The organism is Micromonospora sp. NPDC048907, assembly GCF_055586885.1.
This window is the reverse complement of record NZ_JBVJHI010000005.1, coordinates 49649-68656: the sequence shown is the minus strand read 5'-3', so window position 1 is coordinate 68656 and position 19008 is coordinate 49649. Positions and strand designations below refer to the sequence as shown.

Here is a 19008-nt window from a genome sequence, read left to right as displayed (position 1 = left end):
GCAGGAGCAGAGAAATGAGCGAATCGACAGTCCGGCACGCGCCGGCAGGAAGCCAGCCCCTGCTGGAACTGCGCGACCTCGACACCGACATCGCGCTGCGCCGCGGCACGGTGCACGCCCTGGACGGCGTCAACCTCCAGGTCATGCCGGGGGAGACCCTCGGCGTCGTGGGGGAGTCGGGCAGCGGCAAGACGATGACCGCGCTCTCCGTCATGGGCCTGCTGCCGCCCGGCGGCCGGGTGTCCGGGGGGCAGATCCTCTTCGAGGGCCGCGACCTGCGAGCGCTGCCGGCCGACGAGGTACGCCGGATCCGTGGCGTCCGGATGGGCATGGTCTTCCAGGACCCGCTCACCTCGCTCAACCCCACCATGCGGATCGGCGTCCAGGTCGGCGAACCGCTGCGGGTGCACGAGCGGGTCGGCCGGGCGGAGGCCCGGGAGCGGACCATCGAGATCCTGCGCCGGGTCGGGATGCCGCGCCCGGAGCGGATCGTCGACAACTACCCGCACGAGCTGTCCGGCGGGATGCGGCAGCGGGTCGCCATCGCGATGGCGCTGATCTGCTCGCCCCGCCTGCTCATCGCCGACGAGCCGACCACGGCGCTGGACGTCACCACCCAGCGGCAGATCCTCGAACTCATCGACGACCTGCGCGAAGAGTTCGGGATGGCCGTCATCCTGGTCACCCACGACCTCGGGGTGATCGCCGGCCGCGCCGACCGGGTCGCCGTCATGTACGCCGGACGGGTGGTCGAGACCGCCGCGACCGGAGAGCTGTTCCGCTCGCCGCGGCACCGCTACACCGAGGCGCTGATGGAGGCGCTCCCCGAGTCGGCGATCCGGGACTCCGGTGAACACGCCCGGCTCTACAGCATTCCGGGCCTGCCGCCGGACCTGTCCCGGCCCCTGACCGGCTGCCGCTTCGCGCCACGCTGCCGCCACGCCGCCGACGACTGCCGGAGCACCGACCCCGCCCTGTCGAGCGGCCGGCACCAGCACGCCTGCCTGCACCCGGTGCCCGCCGGGCCGGTCACCCTGCCGACCCCGGTGCGGGGCGAGCCGGAGCCGACCGGTGCGACGGCCGCTGCGACGCGGGTCGCGCCGGCGTCGGAGCCGGCCGCCGCGACGGCCGGCGCCGGGGAGCCGGCCGCCACGCCCGTCCTGTCGGTGCGAGACCTGGTCAAGAACTACGCCGCGCACGGCCGCGGGCTGCTGCGCCGGACCGCCGGGCAGGTGAGCGCCGTGGCGGGTGTGTCGTTCGACGTGCGCCCGGGCGAGACGTTCGGGCTGGTCGGCGAGTCCGGCTGCGGCAAGTCCACCGTGGGCCGGCTGGCCGTCGGGCTGGAGCAGCCGAGCGCCGGGCAGATCATGCTGGACGGCACGGACATCGCCGGCCTGGCCGGACGGGAGCGTCGCCGGATGCACCGGCACGTCCAACTGATGTTCCAGGACAGCTACGCCGCGATGAACCCGCGGATGCGGGTCGACGCCATCCTCGCCGAACCCCTGGAGATCCAGAAGGTGGGCGGCCCGGCCGCGCGGCGGGCGCGCATCGCGACGCTGCTCGACCAGGTGGGGCTGTCGCGGCGGGTCCTGGAACGGTACCCCCACGAGTTCTCCGGCGGTCAGCTGCAACGCATCGGGCTGGCCCGTTCGCTGGCCCTGCAACCGCGGCTGATCGTCGGCGACGAGCCGGTGAGCGCGCTGGACGTGTCCATCCAGGCGCAGGTGCTCAACCTCATGCGGGACCTGCAACGCGAGCTCGGCCTGGCGTACGTCTTCATCAGCCACGACCTGTCCGTCGTCGACTACATGGCGGACCGGATCGGCGTCATGTACCTCGGCAAGCTCGTCGAGGTCGGACCCGCGCGGGACGTGGTCCGGGCCGCCCGGCATCCGTACACGCAGGCGCTCATCGACGCCGTCCCCTCCGTCACGCCGAACCCCGCCGCCGCGCACGACGGGGTGACCATCCGGGGCGAGCTGCCCAGCGCGTTGAACCCGCCCACCGGGTGCCGGTTCCGGACCCGGTGCCCCCTGGCCCAGGACGTCTGCGAGACCGAGCCCCCGCTGGCCGGCGGCGCGCACCGGGTGGCCTGCCACTTCCCGCTGCGTCCGGAGTCGACCGCGGCGTCCGCCCGGGCCGGGGCGGCCGCGTGACCACCGTCGAGATCTGCGTGAGTGACGTGCCGACCGCGCTCGTCGCCGAGGCCGCCGGAGCCGACCGGCTGGAGCTCTGCGCCGACCTCGGCCAGGGCGGCACCACCCCGAGCCCGGGGACCGTCGCGGTCGCGCTGCGGACGTTGCGCCGGGCGGGCGTACGGGTCATGGTCCGTCCCCGTGGCGGCGACTTCCGGGTGAGCGGGGTCGAGGAGCAGGTCATGCTCGCCGACATCGCGGCCATCCGCGGCCTGCCCAATCCGCACGGTCTCGCGGTCGGGGTGGTGGTCGGTGCCCTCACCGCCGACGGCGGCCTCGATCTGCCCGTGCTGCGGCGCCTCATCGAGGCGGCGGGACCGCTGCCGGTGACGGTGCACAAGGCCTTCGACGAGGTCGGCGACCAGCTGCGGGCGATCGAGGAACTGGTCGACCTCGGGGCCGACGCGGTGCTCACCTCGGGCGGGGCGCCGACCGCGCTGGCCGGTGCCACCCGGATCGCCGCCCTGCGGCAGCGGGCCGGCGACCGGCTGAGGGTCATCGCCGGCGGCGGCATCCGGTCGCACAACGTCCGGCAGGTGCTCGCGGCCACCGGAGCACGGGAGGTGCACCTGCGGGCGCCGGTGCGGCGCCACGGACGCGAGGCCACGGACGGCGACGAGGTACGCCGGGTCGTCGAGGCCACGCGTGCCCGCGACGTGGTGGACGGCGCGGGGCTTGATCTCGTGGACCGAAGCTGACCGAGCGCCCTCCGGTGACCGATACCCTTCGTAGGGCAGTCCAGCGGGGGAATGCCCCACCTCAGGAGCGGGAGTCAGCGACGGTGCCGAAGGCCTACTGGATCACCACCTACCGGTCCATCAGCGACGACGCGAAGGTCGCCGCCTACGCCGAACTGGCGGGGCCGGCGCTGCGTGCCGCGGGCGGCACCTTCCTGGCGCGCGGCCAGGCGGCGCACGCGTTCGAGTCCGGCGTGCGGGAGCGCACGACGCTCATCGAGTTCGACAGCGTCGACGCCGCCCTGGCCGCCCACGAGACCCCCGCCTACCAGGAGGCGCTGCGGGCGCTCGGCGACGGCGCCGACCGTGACCTGCGCATCGTCGAAGCGACACCCTGACGCCGGGCGGCCGGCGCGCACGCGCGGCCGCAACGGCCACGCGGGGCCCACGCCGGGCGGGACGGGGACGGCGGCGGACGTGAGCCGGCCGCACCTCTAGGCTGGGCGGCATGCTCGCCCGGCACCCCGCACCCGGTCACTCCGACGGTCCCGGCGGGGGCGCCGGCGGGTCGGTCCGGTGAGGCCGCCCACCGTGCCGGAGCAACGCCACGCAGCCCCGGCCGGGCGATCCGGTCTGGCGGAACGCTGCCGTCTGATCGCCGACTCGCGTGCCTTCGACGTCGTGATCGTCGTGGTCATCATGCTCAACGGGGTCGTGCTCGGCTTCGAGACCTACCGCGACCTCGGGTCGGCGCACCCGGCGGTGCGGTGGCTCGAGTGGTGCTTCCGGATCGTCTTCGTCGTCGAGATCGCGATCCGGGTGCTGGCCTACGGTAGCCGGCCGCAGGACTTCTTCCGGCACGGCTGGAACGTCTTCGACTTCCTGGTGACGGCCGCCATCTTCGTCCCCGGCCTGCACGGTGACTCGGCGGTGCTGCGGTTCCTGCGGGTCGCCCGGGTGCTGCGGCTGGTGCGGTTCTCACCCGGGCTGCGCACCATCGTGGCGGCGCTGTGGCGCAGCCTCCCCGGCGTCGCGGGCTTCCTCGCGCTGGCCGCGGTCACCCTCTACGTGTACGGCATGGCCGGCTGGCTGATCTTCGGGGAGCGGTACCCGGAGCAGTACGGCGACATCGGCCGCTCCCTGCTGACCCTGTTCGTGCTGCTGTCGCTGGAGACGCTGCCGGACCTGCTCCAGCAGGGCATGGCGGTGTCGCCGTGGACGCTGGTCTACTACGTCAGCTACGTGCTGATCACGGTGAACCTGCTGCTCAACATCCTGATCGCGGTCATCGTCAACTCGATGGAGGAGGCCCGCCGGCTGGAGATGACCGAGCGGCTGGCGCCGGACTACGACGAGGACGGCGACGGGGTCCCCGACGAGCTCGACCGGATCGCGCTCACCCAGCGGCTGGACGACCTGCGTGCCGTCATCGGCGAGCTCGAACGGGAGCTGCGCATCGACCGCGAGGACGGGCAGCACCGACCGCGCCCGCACCGCGAGCGGGCGGGCTGACCTCTCGCGACACCACGACGCACGGCACCGGTCGCGCCGGCGGGTCAACGCCGGCGCGACCGGTCGTCCGGTCAGGACAGTTGCAGCCGGGGTTCCAGGGTCACCTCGAAGAGCCGGTCCCAGGGCAGCTCGACCCGCGCCGACTCGAACCGCGCGAGGGTCGCCGTGAACGTCTTCGCGCCCCGCCGGCCCAGCACGATGCGGTGCCCCGCGAAGTGGTCGGCGAAGTACCGCTCGGTCAGCGGCACCAGCCGCTCCCGCACCCAACCGTCGAAGTACGTCTTCTGCTCGGGCGTGAGCGCCAGCGGGTCCCAGCCCTGCGCCCGCGCGTGCGCGTACGCCTCGACCTGCACGATGTTCTTCCACGGGTCGTCCTTGACGAACCGGTAGAGCAGGTACTCGGCATGCGCCTGGCCGGGCCCGCGCAGCTCCGGCACCCCGAGTCCGCTGCCGGAGGAGCGCAGGTACGCCCACCGGGCGGTGCCGTGCCCGAGCGCCAGGCCGAGGGCGTTGCCGCCGGTGTTCCACCCCGAGTACGACAGCAGCGCCGCGAGGTCCAGCCGGCTCTCCATCCGCGCCACCAGGTCGTGGTCGGCCTTGTTGACGATGAGCGGGTCCACCACGACGACCGGGGTGCCGGCGGCCAGCAGCTCGCCGATCCGCCCGACGAAGGCGTCCAGGTCGGCGGCCCGCCGGGCCGGCGCCGCCGAGGGGGTGTTCACGGCGAGCACGATGTCCGCCTCGCCGCCGACCACCCGTCCGCCCACGGCGGCCACGTGCCGGCGGATGTTCTCCGCGAACGGGATGCCCTCCAGCTGGGCGGTCCAGTCCTCGCCGGAGACGCCGGCGTACTCGACGCGGTAGGTGGGCGTCGTGCGGGCCGCGATGACGCGGGCGACCAGCAGCGCGTCGACCTCGTCGGCGCCGGGGAAGATCTCCACCCGGTCGCCGACGCCGAGGTGGGCGACCAGCTCCTCCAGCTCCACCCGCTCGGCCCGGGCCAGGCCGACCGGCGCGGTGTCGTCCTCGGAGAGCACCAGGTGGCTGATCGTACCGTCGGCGACCCACTCGACCATGAGCCGGTTGACCTGGTGGTTGCGGGCCCGCGCGGCGAGGTAGTCCTCGACGACCTGGTCGGGGATCTGCGCCCGGACGGCGTCGAGCTGGGCCCGCAGCTCCTCCTGCCCGAGGTTCACCACCTGGTCGTAGAGCTTCGCCCAGCTGACCAGCGCGTCACGGTACCGGTCCAGCTCGGTGCCGGTGCTGGTGATCGCGAGGCGCTGGATGGTGTCGTGCACCTCGATCACCGCGTCCGGCCGGGCCGCGCGCAGGTTCCGGATGGCCGCCAGGTTGTCCAGGGCGGCGGCCAGGGTCGGTGCGGCGGTCCGGGAGGCGATCAGGCCGCCGTAGGCGAGCATGCTGACCGAGATCACGTACCCGTCGGCGCCGTCGGTGGTGCCGAGCCAGCGGGCGATGGCGGCCCCGTCGCCGGGGGTGAAGAAGCGGCCCAGCAGGTCCCGCGGCGGCAGCTGCACGCGGGCGCCGGCGCTCGCCGCGGTCATCTGCGGGGCGTACGTGTTGACCGGCCGGTCGTCCAACGGCACCAGTGCCACGGTCGGCCGCCGTCCGGCCGGCCCGGCGACGGCGGGGCGGCCGATGGCCACGGTGGCCAGCCCGGCCACGCCGGTGGCCAGGAGGGTACGTCTTCTCATGCTCACTCCCTCTTCTCCGGTGCGCTCGCCGCGCGGGGGGTGGCCGGCACGAGCCGGCGGGTGATCCACAGCGGTGAGGTGACGGCGTTGCCCATCACCACCGCGTGCGCACCCGCGTCGAAGGCCCGGCCGATCTGTTCCGTGGTGCGGTACCGCCCTTCGGCGATCACCGGCACGGACAGCTGTGCGGCGAGTCGCGCCACGAGCCCGAGGTCGGGCCCGTCAGTCGGTGGACTGGCCGGGGTGTAGCCGGACAGTGTGGTGGCGACGGCGTCCGCGCCGGCCTCGACGGCGGCGACGCCCTCGGCCGCGGTGGCGACGTCGGCGAGGATCAGCACGTCGGTCCGTTCGCGGATCAGGCGGACCGTGTCGGCGAAGGTGCGCCCGTCCGGCCGCGGGCGGTCGGTGGCGTCGACCGCGACGATGTCCGCGCCGGCCAGCGCCACGTCGAGGGCGTGGGCGGCGGTCGGGGTGATGACGACGCCCTCGGTGCCGTCCTTGTAGAGCCCGATCACCGGGACGTCGACGACGGGGCGTACCGCGGCGACGTCGTCCGGCCCGTTGACCCGGACCGCCACCGCGCCGCCGCGCACCACCGCGGCCGCCACCCGGGCCTGCACGTACGGGTCGCGCATCGGGTCGCCGGGGTCGTCGGGCAACGGCTGGCAGGACACCACCAGGCCGCCGGCCAGGTCGTCGAGCACGTTCACGCGGTGGTCCTTTCGCATTCGAGGCTGTCCATGGCCAGGCGGGCCGCGCCGACCACGACGGCGTCGGCGCCCAGCGTGGCGGGCAGCAGCGGGACGCCGGCCCAGCCCGCGGGCAGCTCGGCCGAGTAGGCGGCCGACGCGGCGGGCAGCAGGGCGCCGCCCGCCCCGCCCGCCACGAGGACGGCGTCCGGGTCGAGCAGGGCCACCAGTCCCGCCAGGGCGGCGCCGAGGGCGGTGCCGGCCCGGTCCACGACCCGCCGGGCGATCGCCTCGCCGGCCGCGGCGCGCTCGGCGACGGTCCGGCCGGTGACCCGGGTTCCGGTCTCGACGGCGTACGCGGCGGCCAGCCCGCTGCCCGAGGCGATCGCCTCCAGGTGCCCGTACCGGCCGCACCCGCACCGCAGCCGGTCGGCGCCCGGGGCCGGCAGGTGCCCGACCTCGCCGGCGGCGCCGCGGGCGCCGCCCTCGACGCGGCCGTGCCGCACGACCGCCCCGCCCAGCCCGGTGCCGACGGCCACCAGGAGCACATGAGGGCGGCCCCGTCCGGCGCCGGCCCAGCATTCGCCCAGCGCGGCGGCGTTCACGTCGTTGGCGACCCGCACGGGCCGGCCGAGCCGGGCGGCCAGCGCGTCGGCGACCGGGGTGCCGGTCCAGCCGGGCAGGCTGTCGGTGGCGTACCGGATGCCGCCGGTCGTGGGGTCGACCGTGCCGGCGGTGCCCACGCCCACCGGCCCGGTGGTCGCGCCGAGCAGGTCGGCGGCCAGCCGGGCGGCGGCGTCCAGCACGGCCTCGGGCCCGGACCGGGCGGGCGTGGGGACCTCTCGGCGCTCCCGCACCCGCCCGCCCGGGTCGACAAGCGCGGCCGCCGTCTTGGTGCCGCCGATGTCGATGCCGACGACAGGTGTCGTCATCCCTTGAGACCGGTGTGCGCGAGGCCCTCGACGAACTGCTTCTGCGCGATGACGAACACCACGAGGACCGGCAGCGCGGTCATCGACGCCGCGGCCAGCTGGACGTCCCACATCGGCCCGCCGTAGGCGTCGACGAACTGGGTGAGCGCCTGGGGCAGGGTGAACTTCTCCGGCGAGGAGAGGAACACGATCGGCTCCAGGTAGAGGTTCCAGCTGTGCAGGAAGGTGAAGATGGCCACCGCGCCCAGCGCGGGCCGCGACAGCGGCAGCGCGATCCGCCAGAACGTGGCGAACCGGCCGAGCCCGTCGACCCGCGCCGCCTCCTCCAGCTCGCCGGGGAGGCTGATGAAGAACTGCCGCATGATGAACGTCGCCAGCACGCTGGGCGCGCCGAAGATCGGCACCAGGATCAGCGGCCAGTGGGTGTTGACCAGGCCGAGCTTGAAGAACATCTGGAACAGCGGAACGATCGTCACCTCGCTGGGAATGAGCAGGCCCGCGAGGACGACCAGGAACAGCACGTTCTGGCCGCGGAACCGGATGCGCGCGAAGGCGTAGCCGGCCAGCGCCGACACGGCCAGGGTGCCGACCGTGACGAGCAGCGCGATGTAGAGGCTGTTCAGGTACTGCTGCCCGAACGGCTGCAGCTCGAACACCCGCCGGTACGCGTCGAGCCGCGGGTGGGTCGGCAGCAGGTCCGGCGGGAAGGCGAAGATGTCCGCCACCGGCTTCAGCGACGAGGTGACCATCCACCAGGTCGGGAAGACGAACGGGATCGCCAGGACCAGCAGCACCCCGTAGAGCACCAGCTTGGTCCGCCGCGACAGGTCACGACTCATGGAAGACCCACCTCTTGCGCATCTGCCACTGCAGCACGGTGAGGGCGAGCACGATGGCGAACAGGACGATCGACAGCGTGGCGCCGTAGCCGAAGTGATGGAACTGGAAGGCCTGCTGGTACAGGTAGTAGACGAGCACGGTCGTCGACGTGCCCGGCCCGCCCTGGGTGAGCACCGCGATCTGCGCGAACACCTGCAACGACCCGACCACGGTGATGATCGAGGTGAGCAGGATCGTCGGGCTGATGAGCGGCACCGTGATCCGCCAGAACTGGCGCATCCGGCTCGCCCCGTCCACCTGCGCGGCCTCGTACAGCTCGGCCGGCACGCCCTGCAGGGCGGCCAGGAACAGCACCATGTTGAGGCCGACGTTCTTGAACACCTGCACGACGATGACCGACACCATGGCGGTGCCCTCGCCGCGCAGCCAGTTCGGCCCGTCGATGCCGACGGTGTCGAGCAGGCTGTTCAGCCCGCCGTTGTCCTGCAGCAGGAAGCCCCACACGATGGTCCAGGCCACCAGTGAGACCACGACGGGGGAGAAGAACAGCGTGCGGAACAGGATGGTGCCGCGCAGCCGCTGGTTGAGTAGGACGGCCAGCAGCAACGCCAGGCCGAGGTTGAACACCACGAGGCCGACCGAGAACAGCCCGGTGGCGCGCAGCACCGCGCCGAGATTGGGGTCGTCGACGAGCGCCTGGTAGTTGTCGGTGCCGACGAAGTCGAACGTCCCGGCCAGCACGTTCCACTCGTGCAGGCTGTACCAGACCACGAGGATCAGCGGCAGGATCACGAAGACGGCGCTGCCGAGCAGTTGCGGGGTGATGAACAGGTAACCGGCAAGCTGGTCCCGGCGGCGGCTGGTCCAGAACGGCCGGGCCGGGCCCGGGGCGGGCCCGGCGGTCGCCGGGCCCACCCTGGTGTCCGTCTGGGTCATGGTCGTCAGCCCTACTTCGCCAGCAGCGGCTGGATCTTGGCGCAGACGCCGTCGAGCACGGCCTTGACGTCCGCGTTCGGCTGCCACAGCGGGTCGAGGCCGGCGCGGACCTGCTGGCTCAGCTCGGCCTGCCCCGCGTGGCTGGGCTTGACCACACCGTTGGTGATGCCGTCGATGACGACCTTCTGCAGCTGCTCCGGCTTGAGCTTCGGGTTCGTCTTGGCGAGCGTCTCGGCGGTCAGCTGGGACTGGCGGGGCGGCGGGAAGAACTGGGCGAGCTTCGCCGAGTTGGTGGGGTTGGTGAAGAACGCCAGGAAGTCGGCGGCCTGCTTGGCGTGCGGGCTCTTCTTCATCACCCCGATGCCGGCCTGGCCGACCACCGCGTAGTTCCCCTTCGGCCCGGCCGGCAGCGGCACCAGGTCCCACCCGAAGCCGCCGTCCTTCAGCAGCGAGGCGCGGGAGATCTGGGTGATCGTCATGGCCGAGTCACCGGCGAAGAAGTCGGCCGTCGTGCCCGGGCCGGGCAGCGCCTTCTGGGTGAAGGTGGCCTTGTGCAGGGTGGTCATCGCGTCGACCATCTCCGGGCTGTTGAAGCCGCAGGTCCTGCCGTCCTCGCTCCACGCCCGGGCGCCCCAGCCGGTCCAGAAGGTGGACAGGTTGTCCCAGCCCTTGTAGTCGAAGTCCCGGATGACCAGGCCGGCCTTGCCGGACTTCGCCGCCGCCGCGGCCGCGGTGGTCAGGGCGTTGTCCCAGGTCCACTGCCCGGCCGCGATCAGCTCGGCCGGGGTCTTCTGCCCGGCCTTCTTGATCATGTCGGTGTTGACGAACACCCCGAACGGCGAGGTGGAGAAGGGGTACGCGAACAGCTTCCCGTCGTTCTGCCAGAGCTTGAGCGTGGCGGGGGAGAGGTCCTCGTACTGGTAGCCCTCGGCCTTCTTGAGGGTGTCGTCCAGCGGCGCCAGCGCGCCCGAGGCGACGAAGTCGGGGGCCGAGTTCTCGAACACCCACGCCAGGTCGGGCGCGTTCCCGCCGGCGATCTGGGTGGTCAGGGTGGTGGTGTAGTTGTCGAACGGCAGCGGGTCGAACTTGATCTCGGCGACGTCCGGGTGGCTCTTGCGGTACTCGTCGGCGATCTCGTTGAACAGCTTGAGGTGCGCCTCGTTGGCCGACCAGACGGTCATCCGCAGCTTCGCCGGGCCGCTGTCGGCCGACTCGCCACCGCCGCCGCAGGCGGTCAGGGCGAGCGCGCCGGCCAGCGCCACGGCGACGCCGCGCAGGGCCTTTCCTGCTCTCACAATCTTCTCCTCACCGGGGGTGTGTGTTCAGTAGCCCGCGATCCGCGGCCAGCGCTGTTCCACGCCGGCCGCGGTGAGGCGGTCCTGGAAGTCGGCCAGCAGACGGGGGGTGTTGCGGACCGCACGCGGGGACTCGCCCCGCGCCAGACAGAAGTCGGCGAGCAGGCCGGCGACCTCGCCGACGTTCCACTCGACCGGGTGCAGCCGGTAGCTGCCGTTGGTGACGTGCGTGGTGCCGATGTTCTTGCCGGCCGGCAGCAGGTTCTCCATCCGCCTCGGGATCAGCGCGCCGAGCGGGATCTCGAACGGGCAGGAGCCGACGTCGATGTAGTTGTCGCCGCCGGTCGACGGGTGCAGGTCGATGCGGTACATGCCCACGCCCACCGCGTCCGGGTAGTCGACCGCGCCGTGCTCGCCCCGGACCGCCAGGGACAGGTCCTGCTCGACGACGGTGTACTCGGCCCGGATCCGGCGGGACTCGCGGATGTACGGGGCCTGGGCCAGGCCGTCGGCGCTGCCGGTCACGTCGCCGCGCAGCCGCAGGCCGGGGAAGCCGGTGCCGCCGTCCGGCCGGGGCGCCTCGGTCTGCAGCCAGTAGAGCACCGAGTACGACAGCTCGCGGGCCTTGGCCAGGTGCCACGACGCGTTCGGCACGTCGATGACCGGGCCCTCGAAGTAGTCGATCATCGGCCAGTTCACCAGCGTGATGTCGCTGCCGTACGCGCCGTCGGTGAAGTTGCGGCGCGCGGCGATCCGCCGGAACGTCCACAGGTTGCCGTCACCGGGGTTGACGCGCTGGTCGGCGTTGACGCTCAGCGGGTCGTCGTCCGGGTTGGGGGTGAAGCTGCGCTCGACGATCTCCAGGGTGCGCGGGTGCGGCGACTTCCAGGACAGCAGCCGGTCACCCCAGAAGTCGGGCTTGTAGTCGCGCCAGAAGTCGTATCCGGCGGGCCGGTCGATGGTGTGGTCGCCGTCGACGTGGTCGATGGCGAAGCAGACCGACACCGCCTGCATGTTCATCGGCTGGGCCTCGGCCGGGGCGCTCGGCTCACCGGTCTCCTCCCGCGACTCGAACCCGGTGACGTACTCGGTGCCGGTCAGCGGCAGCAGCTCGCCGGTCTCGGTGGCGTCCAGGACGTACGGGGCGACCACGTCGATCCGCTCGTCCCGGTCGCGGTGCGCGAGGGTCACGCCGGTCACCCGGTCGCCGTCGGTCTCGGCCGCGACCGGCCGGTACGGCTGCAGCACCCGCAGCCGGCCCGCGCCCCGGTACGGGGCGAGCATCTGCTCGATGACCGCGACGGCCACCCGAGGCTCGTGGCAGAGCCGGCTCACCCAACCCGCACCGGGGTTGAGGTCGGTCCACGCCCGGGACCGTTCGGTCAGCGGGAAGTGGCGACGGTAGTAGTCGCGGATGCCGTTGCGCAGCGCCCGGTAGCTGGCGGTGGCGCCGAACTGCTCGATCCAGGAGTGCTCGTCCGGTGGGACGGCCTGGCTGGTGAGCTGCCCGCCGAGCCAGTCGAACTCCTCGGTCAGGATGACGGACCGGCCGGTCCGGGCCGCGGCGAGCGCCGCGGCGACACCGCCCAGTCCGCCCCCGACGACGAGGACGTCCGCACGCATGATGACCACTTGCTTCCTTCCAGTTGCGCGGCCGGCCGCTCAGCGGCGGTCGACCGCCGGATCAGGGGTGCCGAGGGTGCTGCCCTCGACGAGTTGGCAGGGGAGAAGTCGCTGCTGGAGGCCGCCGGCGCTGCCGTCGATGACGCCGGTGAGCACCTCGACGGACTGCCGGCCCATCTCCTCGCGGGGGATGCGGAACCCGGTGAACACGATGTCGGTGGGGACGGGGACGGTCGGGTCGCCGAGGGTGACGATCGACAGGTCGCCGGGCACGGTGAGGCCGCGCCGGCGGGCGGCCGCCTCCAGTGCCACCGCCGTGGCGAAGTCCTCCACGAAGACGGCGGTGGTCCCGCCCGCCACCAGGGTGTCGACGGTCGTGTCGGCATCCCCGGCCGGCGCCGACAGCTGCCCGGCGCTCTCCGCGGTCGTCGCCGCGGAGCGGAACCCGCGGAACCGGTCCTCGGAGGATTCCGCGGTGGTGCCCATGCTCACGTAGGTCAGGCGCCGGTGGCCGTGCCGCAGCGCCGCCTCGACGAGCCGGGCCACCGCGGCGGCGTAGTCGGCGCCGACGTAGGGCACCGGGCCGCCGGCGTCGTCGCGGCGCCCGACGGCGACGTAGGGGTATCCGTCAGCGTTGAGCCGCTGCAGCTCCGCGCCGTCGATCTCGCGCCCGAGCAGGATGCACCCGTCGGCCAGCCGCAGCCGGTTGTCCTGGTGGAAGATGCGTCGCCGGCCGTCCACGACCGGTGCGCTGGTGAACAGGAGCAGGTCGCAGCCGACCCGCTCGGCGTACTCCTCGATGCCGAGCAGGAACGGGTGGAAGAAGTCCCGGCTGCCGCTGGGGAACGCGGGCTCGTACGTGAAGACGCCGATGATCCGGTTGAACCGGGAGGCGAGGCGGCGGGCCACGGGATCGGCGGCGTACCCGGTCTCGGCGATGACGCGCAACACCCGGTCCCGGGTCTCCGGGGCGATGCGCACCTCGGCGTCGGTCCGGTTGTTGAGCACCAGCGACACGGTCGCCTGACTGACACCGGCCATCCGCGCGATGTCACGCTGGGTGACACGTCGGGGGGGAGCGGTCACGTCGGGTCCTTCCGGTGCGGCTAATGCGTATTAGCCTCGGCGTTGGGAAGGAGCCTGGCGGCTGGGCCGGCGCGTGTCAAGAGGTGAGCACGAGATTTCGCGGCGATGAACCCGCAGGAGTAATGCGCATTAGCGAACGGGCCGCCGGGCGGTCTGGTCGGTGGACCGCGGGATCGGTGCGGCGTCGGACACCTCTTGACAGGAGCGCCGCCGAGCGAGCAACATTCGAGAAATATAGATGCTAATACGTATTAGCACGGCGACGCCCGGGCGCGTCGGCCGGTCGATGTCCCCTGTGTTCTCACTGAGAGTCACCCGCGCCGCTCGCGAACCGTCCGATCGCACCGACCGAAGAGGAAGCCGCATGACGAAGCCACCCGTTCCGTCGTCTCGACGCGCCGCCCTGGCCACGGCCAGCGCCGGCCTGCTCGTCGCCGCCCTGGCCGGCGCCGCGCCGGCCGCCGCGGACCCCGGCCTCGACTTCCCGCACTTCACCTACCAGGGCACCGCGTTCGACAAGAGCGCCCTCGCCTACAACCCGACGAACGAGTTCATCTTCCCGAGCGTCATCCGGGCCGCCGACTACTTCCCCCACCCGCTGGGCACCTACTACCTCTACTACGCGCCGCACGAGCGGCCCGGCGGGATCGCCCTCGCGTACGCCGACTCGATCGACGGCCCGTGGACCGAGTACGCCGCAAACCCGCTGATCAGCAACACCTGGCTGCCGCACTACGCCACGGTCAGCCACATCTCCTCGCCGCACGCGGTCTGGATCGAGGGCGAGCGGAAGCTGTTCCTCTACTTCCACGGCGAGAACTCGATCACCCGGTACGCGACCTCCGACGACGGCATCCACTTCGACTACGGCGGCACGGCGGTCAGCCGGAACGAGACGACCGGCGGCGAGACGTCCTACGCGCGGGTGTTCGAGCAGTCGGTGCCGCGCCTGGGCACCCGCTACCTCATGGTCTTCATGGACAACCCCACCGGTGGGGCGCCCGGACCGACCGGGCCGGTGTCGCGCCGGATCCGCTGGGCGGTCTCCAACGACGCGCGTACCTGGGTCATGCAGCCCGACCCGATCGTGACCCCGCAGGGCGACGAGGGCCCGAACGCCTCGGGACCGTTCTTCCTGCGGTGGAACGACCGCAACCTGGTCATCTACCACGCCGCCGACGGCAACATGCACGCCGTGGACGTGGGGGAGGACTTCGACCAGGAGATCCACCTCGGCGTCGTGCACGACTCGATGACCGCCGCCCCCGACCTCGGCCGCTCGGCCGCGCCGACGTTCTACTTCGACGGGCGGACCGCGCACATGTACTACGAGGCCGGCGGCCGGCTCACCGCCACCATCGGGCACGCGACCGCCACCCTGGCGAACCCGCTGCCGGTGCGGCAGCTCGACTGCGCGGTGGACCGCCCGGTCCTGTGGCCGCCGAACCACCAACTGGTCGACGTCGCCGTGACCGCGGACCTGCGCGACGGCGTGCTCGGCCCGAACGCGTTCACTCTCACCGGCGTGACGGGGGGCGACGCCGCGGACGTCAGCGGCTTCGCCGTCGGCACGCCGGACACGAGCGGACAGCTGCGAGCCGAGCGGGCCGGCAACGGCGGTGACCGGGTCTACCAGCTCACGTACGCCGGCCACGACGAGATCGGGCGGCCGGTCGGCTGCACGGTCACCGTCACCGTTCCGCACGACCAGGGCGGCAACTAGTCGCCTCCGGGCCGGCCGGCATCCATCGGCGCCGGCCGGCCCGGCGAGGCGCGATGCCGGCTAACCGGGCGGCAGCATCTCGTCGAGCGGCACGTCGGGGTCGGCGAGCCGGTCGAGGTCGACCGGGTCGGGCGACGTGACGAGCCGCCGGATCGACGGGACGACGTCCCACACGTTGACGTTCATGCCGGCGAGCACCCGCCCGCCGGCGGTCCAGAAGGCGATGAACTCGCGCTTGGCGGCGTCGCCCCGCACGACGACCCGGTCGGCCGTTCCGGGCGGGGCGTGCCCGACGTACTCCATGCCCAGGTCGTACTGGTCGGTGTAGAAGTAGGGCAGGGTGTCGTAGCTGACCGGCTGCCCGAGCATCCCGCGCGCCGCCGCCGGGCCGCTGTGGAGCGCGTTGGCCCAGTGCTCGACGCGCAGGCGCCGGCGCAGCAGCGGATGGTAGGCGTTGGCGACGTCACCGGCGGCGTGGACGTCCGGGTCGGCGGTGCGCAGGGACGAGTCGACGTGGATTCCGTTCTCGACGGTGAGGCCGGCCGCCGTGGCCAGCTCGGTGTTCGGCCGCACGCCCACGGCCACCACCACGGCGTCGGCGGGCAGCTCGGTGCCGTCGCCCAGCAGGACCGAGGAGACGCGACCGGCGCCGCGGATCTCGCGGACCTCGGCGTCGAAGTGGAAGGTGACGCCGTGGTCCCGGTGCAGGTTGGCGAACACCCGGGCGATCTCGTCGCCGAGCACCCGGCGCAACGGCAGCGCCGCGGTCTCGACCACGTCGACGGTGGCGCCGCGCTGCCGGGCGGCCGCGGCGACCTCCAGGCCGATCCACCCCGCCCCGACGATCACGAGGTGCGCGCCGTCGACCAGCGCCGCGCCGACCCGCCGGCTGTCGGCGAGGGTACGCAGCCGCAGCACCCCGTCCAGGTCGGCGCCGGGCGCCGCGAGATGGCGGGGCGTGGCGCCGGTGGCCAGCAGCAGCTTGGCGTACCGGATGTGCCGGCCGTCGGCGAGCCGGACCTCCCGGGCGGAGCGGTCGACGGCGACGGCGCGGGCGGCGGTGCGCAGGTCGACGTCGTGCTCGGCGTACCACCCGGCCTCGTGCACGTACACGCTGTCCGGTTCGGCGCCACCGGTCAGCAGTCCCTTGGACAGCGGTGGCCGCTCGTACGGTCGCTCGGGCTCGTCGCCGATCACGACGACGCCCCCGTCGAAGCCCTCCTCCCGCAGCGTCTGCGCGGCCCGCGCGCCGGCGAGTCCGGCGCCCACGATCACGAACGTGTCGGTTGTCGACATCGGTCCAGCTCCTCTCGGGGTACGCGCGTCAGCGGGGGCCGACCCCGGTCAGGGTGAAGAACTCGGCGCGGGAGCGGTGGTCCTCGCGGAGCGTGCCGAGCAGGGTGGAGGTGATGGTGCTGCTGCCGACGGCCCGGACGCCGCGCAGCGTCATGCAGAGGTGTTCGGCTTCGATGACCACGCCGACCCCGCGCGGGCGCAGGTGGCTGGTCAGCCAGTCGGCGATCTGTTTGGTGAGGCGTTCCTGGACCTGGGGGCCGTGGGCGAACAGTTCGACCACCCGGGCCAGTTTGGACAGTCCCAGGATGCGCTCGCCGGGCAGGTAGCCGACGTGCGCCACGCCGACGAAGGGCAGCAGGTGGTGTTCGCAGACCGACCGGATCGGGATGGCCCGGGCCAGCACCAGCTCGTCGTAGCCCTCGTCGTTGTCGAAGGTGGTCAGCTGGAACTCGCGCGGGGTGAGCAGTTCGGCGTAGGCGCGGGCCATCCGGCCCGGGGTGTCGGCGAGCCCGTCGGCGGAGAGGTCGACGCCGAGCGCGGTCAGGAACTCCGCGGCGGCCCGTTCGGCGGCGACCGGGTCGCGGCGGGGGCGCTGGTGGTGCACCCGGAGTGCGGTGACGCTCACCTCAGCGCCCTCCCACGCCGAGGGCCGCGAGCGCGGCCAGGACCAGCGTGGCGGCGGCGAACAGCCCGTGACCGACCACCACCGGCACGGGGAACCGGGACTCGGCGGTCCCGGAGCGGCGGGCGGGGATCCAGCGGGCCAGCATGGTGAACCCGAGCAGCGCCACCGGCAGGAGCGCCGCGAACCCGACCCACGCGAGCGCGTCGTTGTCGACGGCCAGGTAGGCGATCCACAGCACCAGCCCGATCGCGGCCAGGGCGGCGTGGCCGAACACGAGGCCCGGCGCCAGTCGGCTGCCGCTTCCCGGTCGGTGGCCGCCCCGGCTGATCCAGGTGCCCAGCATGACGAAGCCACCGGCGGCTGTGATCAGCCAGGTGACGAGTGCGGCGATGGCCATCAGGAGTTCTCCTTGTCTGCGCGGTGGTAGCCCCGCGCCTGGGTGGTCTCGTCGGCGACGCGCACGCCGTACCGGTAGGCCAGTTCGCCGCCGAGGTAGCCGGCGACGGCCAGCCCGGCGAGGCTGAGCGCCGAGAGCACGAGCGGCCCCGCGGCCACCGGCCCCGGGGGGTCGCCGGCCCGGAGGGCGAAGTTCAGCGCGTACGCGCCGGTGACCGCGAGGGCGGTCGCCATGTGTGCGAGCGCGGTGCGGTGCACGAGGGTGCCGGTGGGGATGGCGAACAGGTCCAGGAAGCCGGCGAACGCGGCGGCGAGCGCGCCGAGGACGCCGAGGCCGATGAGCCACCGCGCGCCGTCGGCCAGGCCCGGTGACCCGGGTACGAACCGGGTGGCCAGGTCGAACGCGAAGCTGGCCACCCAGGCGCCGATCGGCACCGCCACCAGCGCGGGATGAAGCGGGTGGCCGTAGCGGCCGGCCAGGTTGGTCACCGGGTGCTTGGCCTGATCCATGGGTCGCACGGGAACCCCCAGCTGATTTTCACCAACGCTCATTGGTGATAGCGATCATGCTGCCCCAGCGCGCCGAGAATTTCAATAGCCTTCGTTGGTGATAACCTCGGGCCGTGAGCACGGGGGAGCGCTGGAACGCGATGGCCGCGCTCGTCGACCGGTCCCGACGGGCGCTCTACGACTACGTGTGCCGGGCCGATCACCCGGTCACCCGCGAGGAGGCGGCCGAGGCGCACGGCATGTCCCGCAACCTCACCGCGTTCCACCTCGACAAGCTCGTCGAGTCCGGGCTGCTGCGGACCCGCTATCAGGCGCCGGCCGACCAGCCCCGGGGCCGGGGCCGGACGCCGAAGGTCTACGAGGCGGCCGGCGACGGCGTGGCGATCACCGTTCCCGAGCGGCGCTACGAGCTCATCGCCGAGATCCTCGCCGACGCGGTCGCCGACGACCCCCACGACGCCCCCGAGGCGGCGCGGCGGCATGCCCGGCAACGCGGCCGGGACATCGGCGCCCGGGTACGCGACGCCGGAGAGGACCTCGTCGCCGTGTTGGCCGGCCTCGGCTTCGAACCCGAGACGCTCGGCGACCAGGTGCTGCTGCGCAACTGCCCGTTCCACGCCCTGGCCAGCCGGCAGACCGCCCTGGTGTGCGGGCTCAACCACGCGTTCCTCACCGGCATGGTCGACGCCGCCGGCCGGGCCGACCTGCTGCCCCGGCTCGCGCCACGCCCCGGCGCCTGCTGCGTCCGGTTGGACGCCGTCCCCGAGCGGTAACGGCTGCCGCACGACCGAGGAAGGGCCGCCCCTCCGGTGTGTGCCCCCGCCGGCCGGGTACCCGCAGGGCCCGTGAACCGGCTCAGGGGAGGCGCATGAGCGACCCGACCGGGCATTCGGGCCGCGAAGGGCGAAGCGGCAGCCCGACCGACCGTCTGGCGCAGGAGGCGGCAGACGTCGTCCGC

At 73.2% G+C, this 19008-nt stretch carries 18 protein-coding genes; 6 read left to right on the top strand and 12 right to left on the bottom strand.

Annotated features, from left to right (window positions below):
- Window positions 1–14: 14 nt before the first annotated feature.
- The 4 genes from ACZ6PY_RS18485 to ACZ6PY_RS18470 all read left to right on the top strand — a co-directional run bounded on the left by ACZ6PY_RS18485 (window position 15) and on the right by ACZ6PY_RS18470 (window position 4387).
- Entirely contained in the window at window positions 15–2159 is a 2145-nt protein-coding gene (locus tag ACZ6PY_RS18485; protein WP_466073701.1) for an ABC transporter ATP-binding protein, read from the top strand.
- Window positions 2156–2896 (top strand): copper homeostasis protein CutC, encoded by a 741-nt coding sequence (locus ACZ6PY_RS18480; protein WP_466073699.1) that lies wholly within the window; start codon window positions 2156–2158, stop codon window positions 2894–2896. Before ACZ6PY_RS18485 ends, ACZ6PY_RS18480 begins: the two co-directional genes overlap by 4 nt.
- Before the next feature lie 83 nt (window positions 2897–2979).
- On the top strand, window positions 2980–3273 hold the full coding sequence (locus ACZ6PY_RS18475; RefSeq protein ID WP_466073697.1) for a DUF1330 domain-containing protein: 294 nt from the start codon (window positions 2980–2982) through the stop codon (window positions 3271–3273).
- A 178-nt stretch (window positions 3274–3451) separates the two neighbouring features.
- The gene (locus tag ACZ6PY_RS18470; RefSeq protein WP_466073695.1) at window positions 3452–4387 is read left to right on the top strand and encodes an ion transporter; all 936 of its coding nucleotides are present in this window, start codon (window positions 3452–3454) and stop codon (window positions 4385–4387) included.
- 71 nt (window positions 4388–4458) lie between these two features.
- On the opposite strand, the gene ACZ6PY_RS18465 is transcribed toward ACZ6PY_RS18470, so the two are convergent.
- The 8 genes from ACZ6PY_RS18465 to ACZ6PY_RS18430 are packed head-to-tail and all read right to left on the bottom strand — an operon-like array spanning window position 4459 to window position 13500.
- Window positions 4459–6099, bottom strand: a complete 1641-nt coding sequence (locus ACZ6PY_RS18465) for a DUF4127 family protein (RefSeq protein ID WP_466073694.1) — start codon at window positions 6097–6099, stop codon at window positions 4459–4461.
- A gap of 2 nt (window positions 6100–6101) precedes the next feature.
- Window positions 6102–6809 carry an N-acetylmannosamine-6-phosphate 2-epimerase gene (locus ACZ6PY_RS18460; RefSeq protein WP_466073692.1) on the bottom strand — a complete coding sequence of 236 codons (708 nt, stop codon included), beginning with the start codon at window positions 6807–6809 and terminating at the stop codon, window positions 6102–6104.
- Window positions 6806–7720, bottom strand: a complete 915-nt coding sequence (locus tag ACZ6PY_RS18455; protein ID WP_466073690.1) for an ROK family protein — start codon at window positions 7718–7720, stop codon at window positions 6806–6808. Before ACZ6PY_RS18455 ends, ACZ6PY_RS18460 begins: the two co-directional genes overlap by 4 nt.
- Entirely contained in the window at window positions 7717–8559 is an 843-nt protein-coding gene (locus tag ACZ6PY_RS18450) for a carbohydrate ABC transporter permease (protein ID WP_466073688.1), read from the bottom strand. Before ACZ6PY_RS18450 ends, ACZ6PY_RS18455 begins: the two co-directional genes overlap by 4 nt.
- Entirely contained in the window at window positions 8549–9496 is a 948-nt protein-coding gene (locus ACZ6PY_RS18445) for a carbohydrate ABC transporter permease (RefSeq protein WP_466073686.1), read from the bottom strand. The genes ACZ6PY_RS18450 and ACZ6PY_RS18445 overlap by 11 nt, the downstream gene beginning before the upstream one ends.
- An 11-nt stretch (window positions 9497–9507) precedes the next feature.
- The gene (locus ACZ6PY_RS18440; protein ID WP_466073684.1) at window positions 9508–10791 is read right to left on the bottom strand and encodes an ABC transporter substrate-binding protein; all 1284 of its coding nucleotides are present in this window, start codon (window positions 10789–10791) and stop codon (window positions 9508–9510) included.
- 27 nt (window positions 10792–10818) lie between these two features.
- Window positions 10819–12414 carry an FAD-dependent oxidoreductase gene (locus ACZ6PY_RS18435; RefSeq protein ID WP_466073682.1) on the bottom strand — a complete coding sequence of 532 codons (1596 nt, stop codon included), beginning with the start codon at window positions 12412–12414 and terminating at the stop codon, window positions 10819–10821.
- Between the two features lie 39 nt (window positions 12415–12453).
- A complete protein-coding gene (locus ACZ6PY_RS18430) occupies window positions 12454–13500 on the bottom strand; it encodes a LacI family DNA-binding transcriptional regulator (protein ID WP_466073680.1) in 1047 nt (348 codons plus the stop codon).
- Window positions 13501–13864: 364 nt separating this feature from the next.
- Between ACZ6PY_RS18430 and ACZ6PY_RS18425 the strand changes: the two genes are divergently transcribed.
- Window positions 13865–15223, top strand: a complete 1359-nt coding sequence (locus tag ACZ6PY_RS18425; RefSeq protein WP_466073678.1) for a hypothetical protein — start codon at window positions 13865–13867, stop codon at window positions 15221–15223.
- 60 nt (window positions 15224–15283) lie between these two features.
- On the opposite strand, the gene ACZ6PY_RS18420 is transcribed toward ACZ6PY_RS18425, so the two are convergent.
- The 4 genes from ACZ6PY_RS18420 to ACZ6PY_RS18405 are packed head-to-tail and all read right to left on the bottom strand — an operon-like array spanning window position 15284 to window position 18050.
- The gene (locus tag ACZ6PY_RS18420; protein ID WP_466073677.1) at window positions 15284–16519 is read right to left on the bottom strand and encodes an NAD(P)/FAD-dependent oxidoreductase; all 1236 of its coding nucleotides are present in this window, start codon (window positions 16517–16519) and stop codon (window positions 15284–15286) included.
- Between the two features lie 28 nt (window positions 16520–16547).
- Window positions 16548–17144, bottom strand: a complete 597-nt coding sequence (gene folE, locus ACZ6PY_RS18415) for a GTP cyclohydrolase I FolE (RefSeq protein WP_466073675.1) — start codon at window positions 17142–17144, stop codon at window positions 16548–16550.
- A 1-nt stretch (window position 17145) separates the two neighbouring features.
- Window positions 17146–17541 carry a hypothetical protein gene (locus tag ACZ6PY_RS18410; protein WP_466073673.1) on the bottom strand — a complete coding sequence of 132 codons (396 nt, stop codon included), beginning with the start codon at window positions 17539–17541 and terminating at the stop codon, window positions 17146–17148.
- Window positions 17541–18050: a DUF2231 domain-containing protein gene (locus ACZ6PY_RS18405; RefSeq protein ID WP_466073671.1), complete on the bottom strand. Its 510-nt coding sequence runs from the start codon at window positions 18048–18050 to the stop codon at window positions 17541–17543. The genes ACZ6PY_RS18410 and ACZ6PY_RS18405 overlap by 1 nt, the downstream gene beginning before the upstream one ends.
- 113 nt (window positions 18051–18163) lie before the next feature.
- Here ACZ6PY_RS18405 and ACZ6PY_RS18400 point away from each other — a divergent pair, with 113 nt between their 5' ends.
- Window positions 18164–18823, top strand: coding sequence for a helix-turn-helix transcriptional regulator (locus ACZ6PY_RS18400; RefSeq protein WP_466073669.1), 660 nt, complete (start codon window positions 18164–18166; stop codon window positions 18821–18823).
- Window positions 18824–19008 lie beyond the last annotated feature (185 nt).

Coding starts and splice junctions, on each gene's coding strand:
- ACZ6PY_RS18485 (WP_466073701.1), top strand. CDS start 15: ATGAGCGAATCGACAGTCCGGCACGCGCCGGCAGGAAGCCAGCCCCTG.
- ACZ6PY_RS18465 (WP_466073694.1), bottom strand. CDS start 6,099: ATGAGAAGACGTACCCTCCTGGCCACCGGCGTGGCCGGGCTGGCCACC.
- ACZ6PY_RS18455 (WP_466073690.1), bottom strand. CDS start 7,720: ATGACGACACCTGTCGTCGGCATCGACATCGGCGGCACCAAGACGGCG.
- ACZ6PY_RS18450 (WP_466073688.1), bottom strand. CDS start 8,559: ATGAGTCGTGACCTGTCGCGGCGGACCAAGCTGGTGCTCTACGGGGTG.
- ACZ6PY_RS18445 (WP_466073686.1), bottom strand. CDS start 9,496: ATGACCCAGACGGACACCAGGGTGGGCCCGGCGACCGCCGGGCCCGCC.
- ACZ6PY_RS18435 (WP_466073682.1), bottom strand. CDS start 12,414: ATGCGTGCGGACGTCCTCGTCGTCGGGGGCGGACTGGGCGGTGTCGCC.
- ACZ6PY_RS18425 (WP_466073678.1), top strand. CDS start 13,865: ATGACGAAGCCACCCGTTCCGTCGTCTCGACGCGCCGCCCTGGCCACG.
- ACZ6PY_RS18420 (WP_466073677.1), bottom strand. CDS start 16,519: ATGTCGACAACCGACACGTTCGTGATCGTGGGCGCCGGACTCGCCGGC.
- ACZ6PY_RS18410 (WP_466073673.1), bottom strand. CDS start 17,541: ATGGCCATCGCCGCACTCGTCACCTGGCTGATCACAGCCGCCGGTGGC.
- ACZ6PY_RS18405 (WP_466073671.1), bottom strand. CDS start 18,050: ATGGATCAGGCCAAGCACCCGGTGACCAACCTGGCCGGCCGCTACGGC.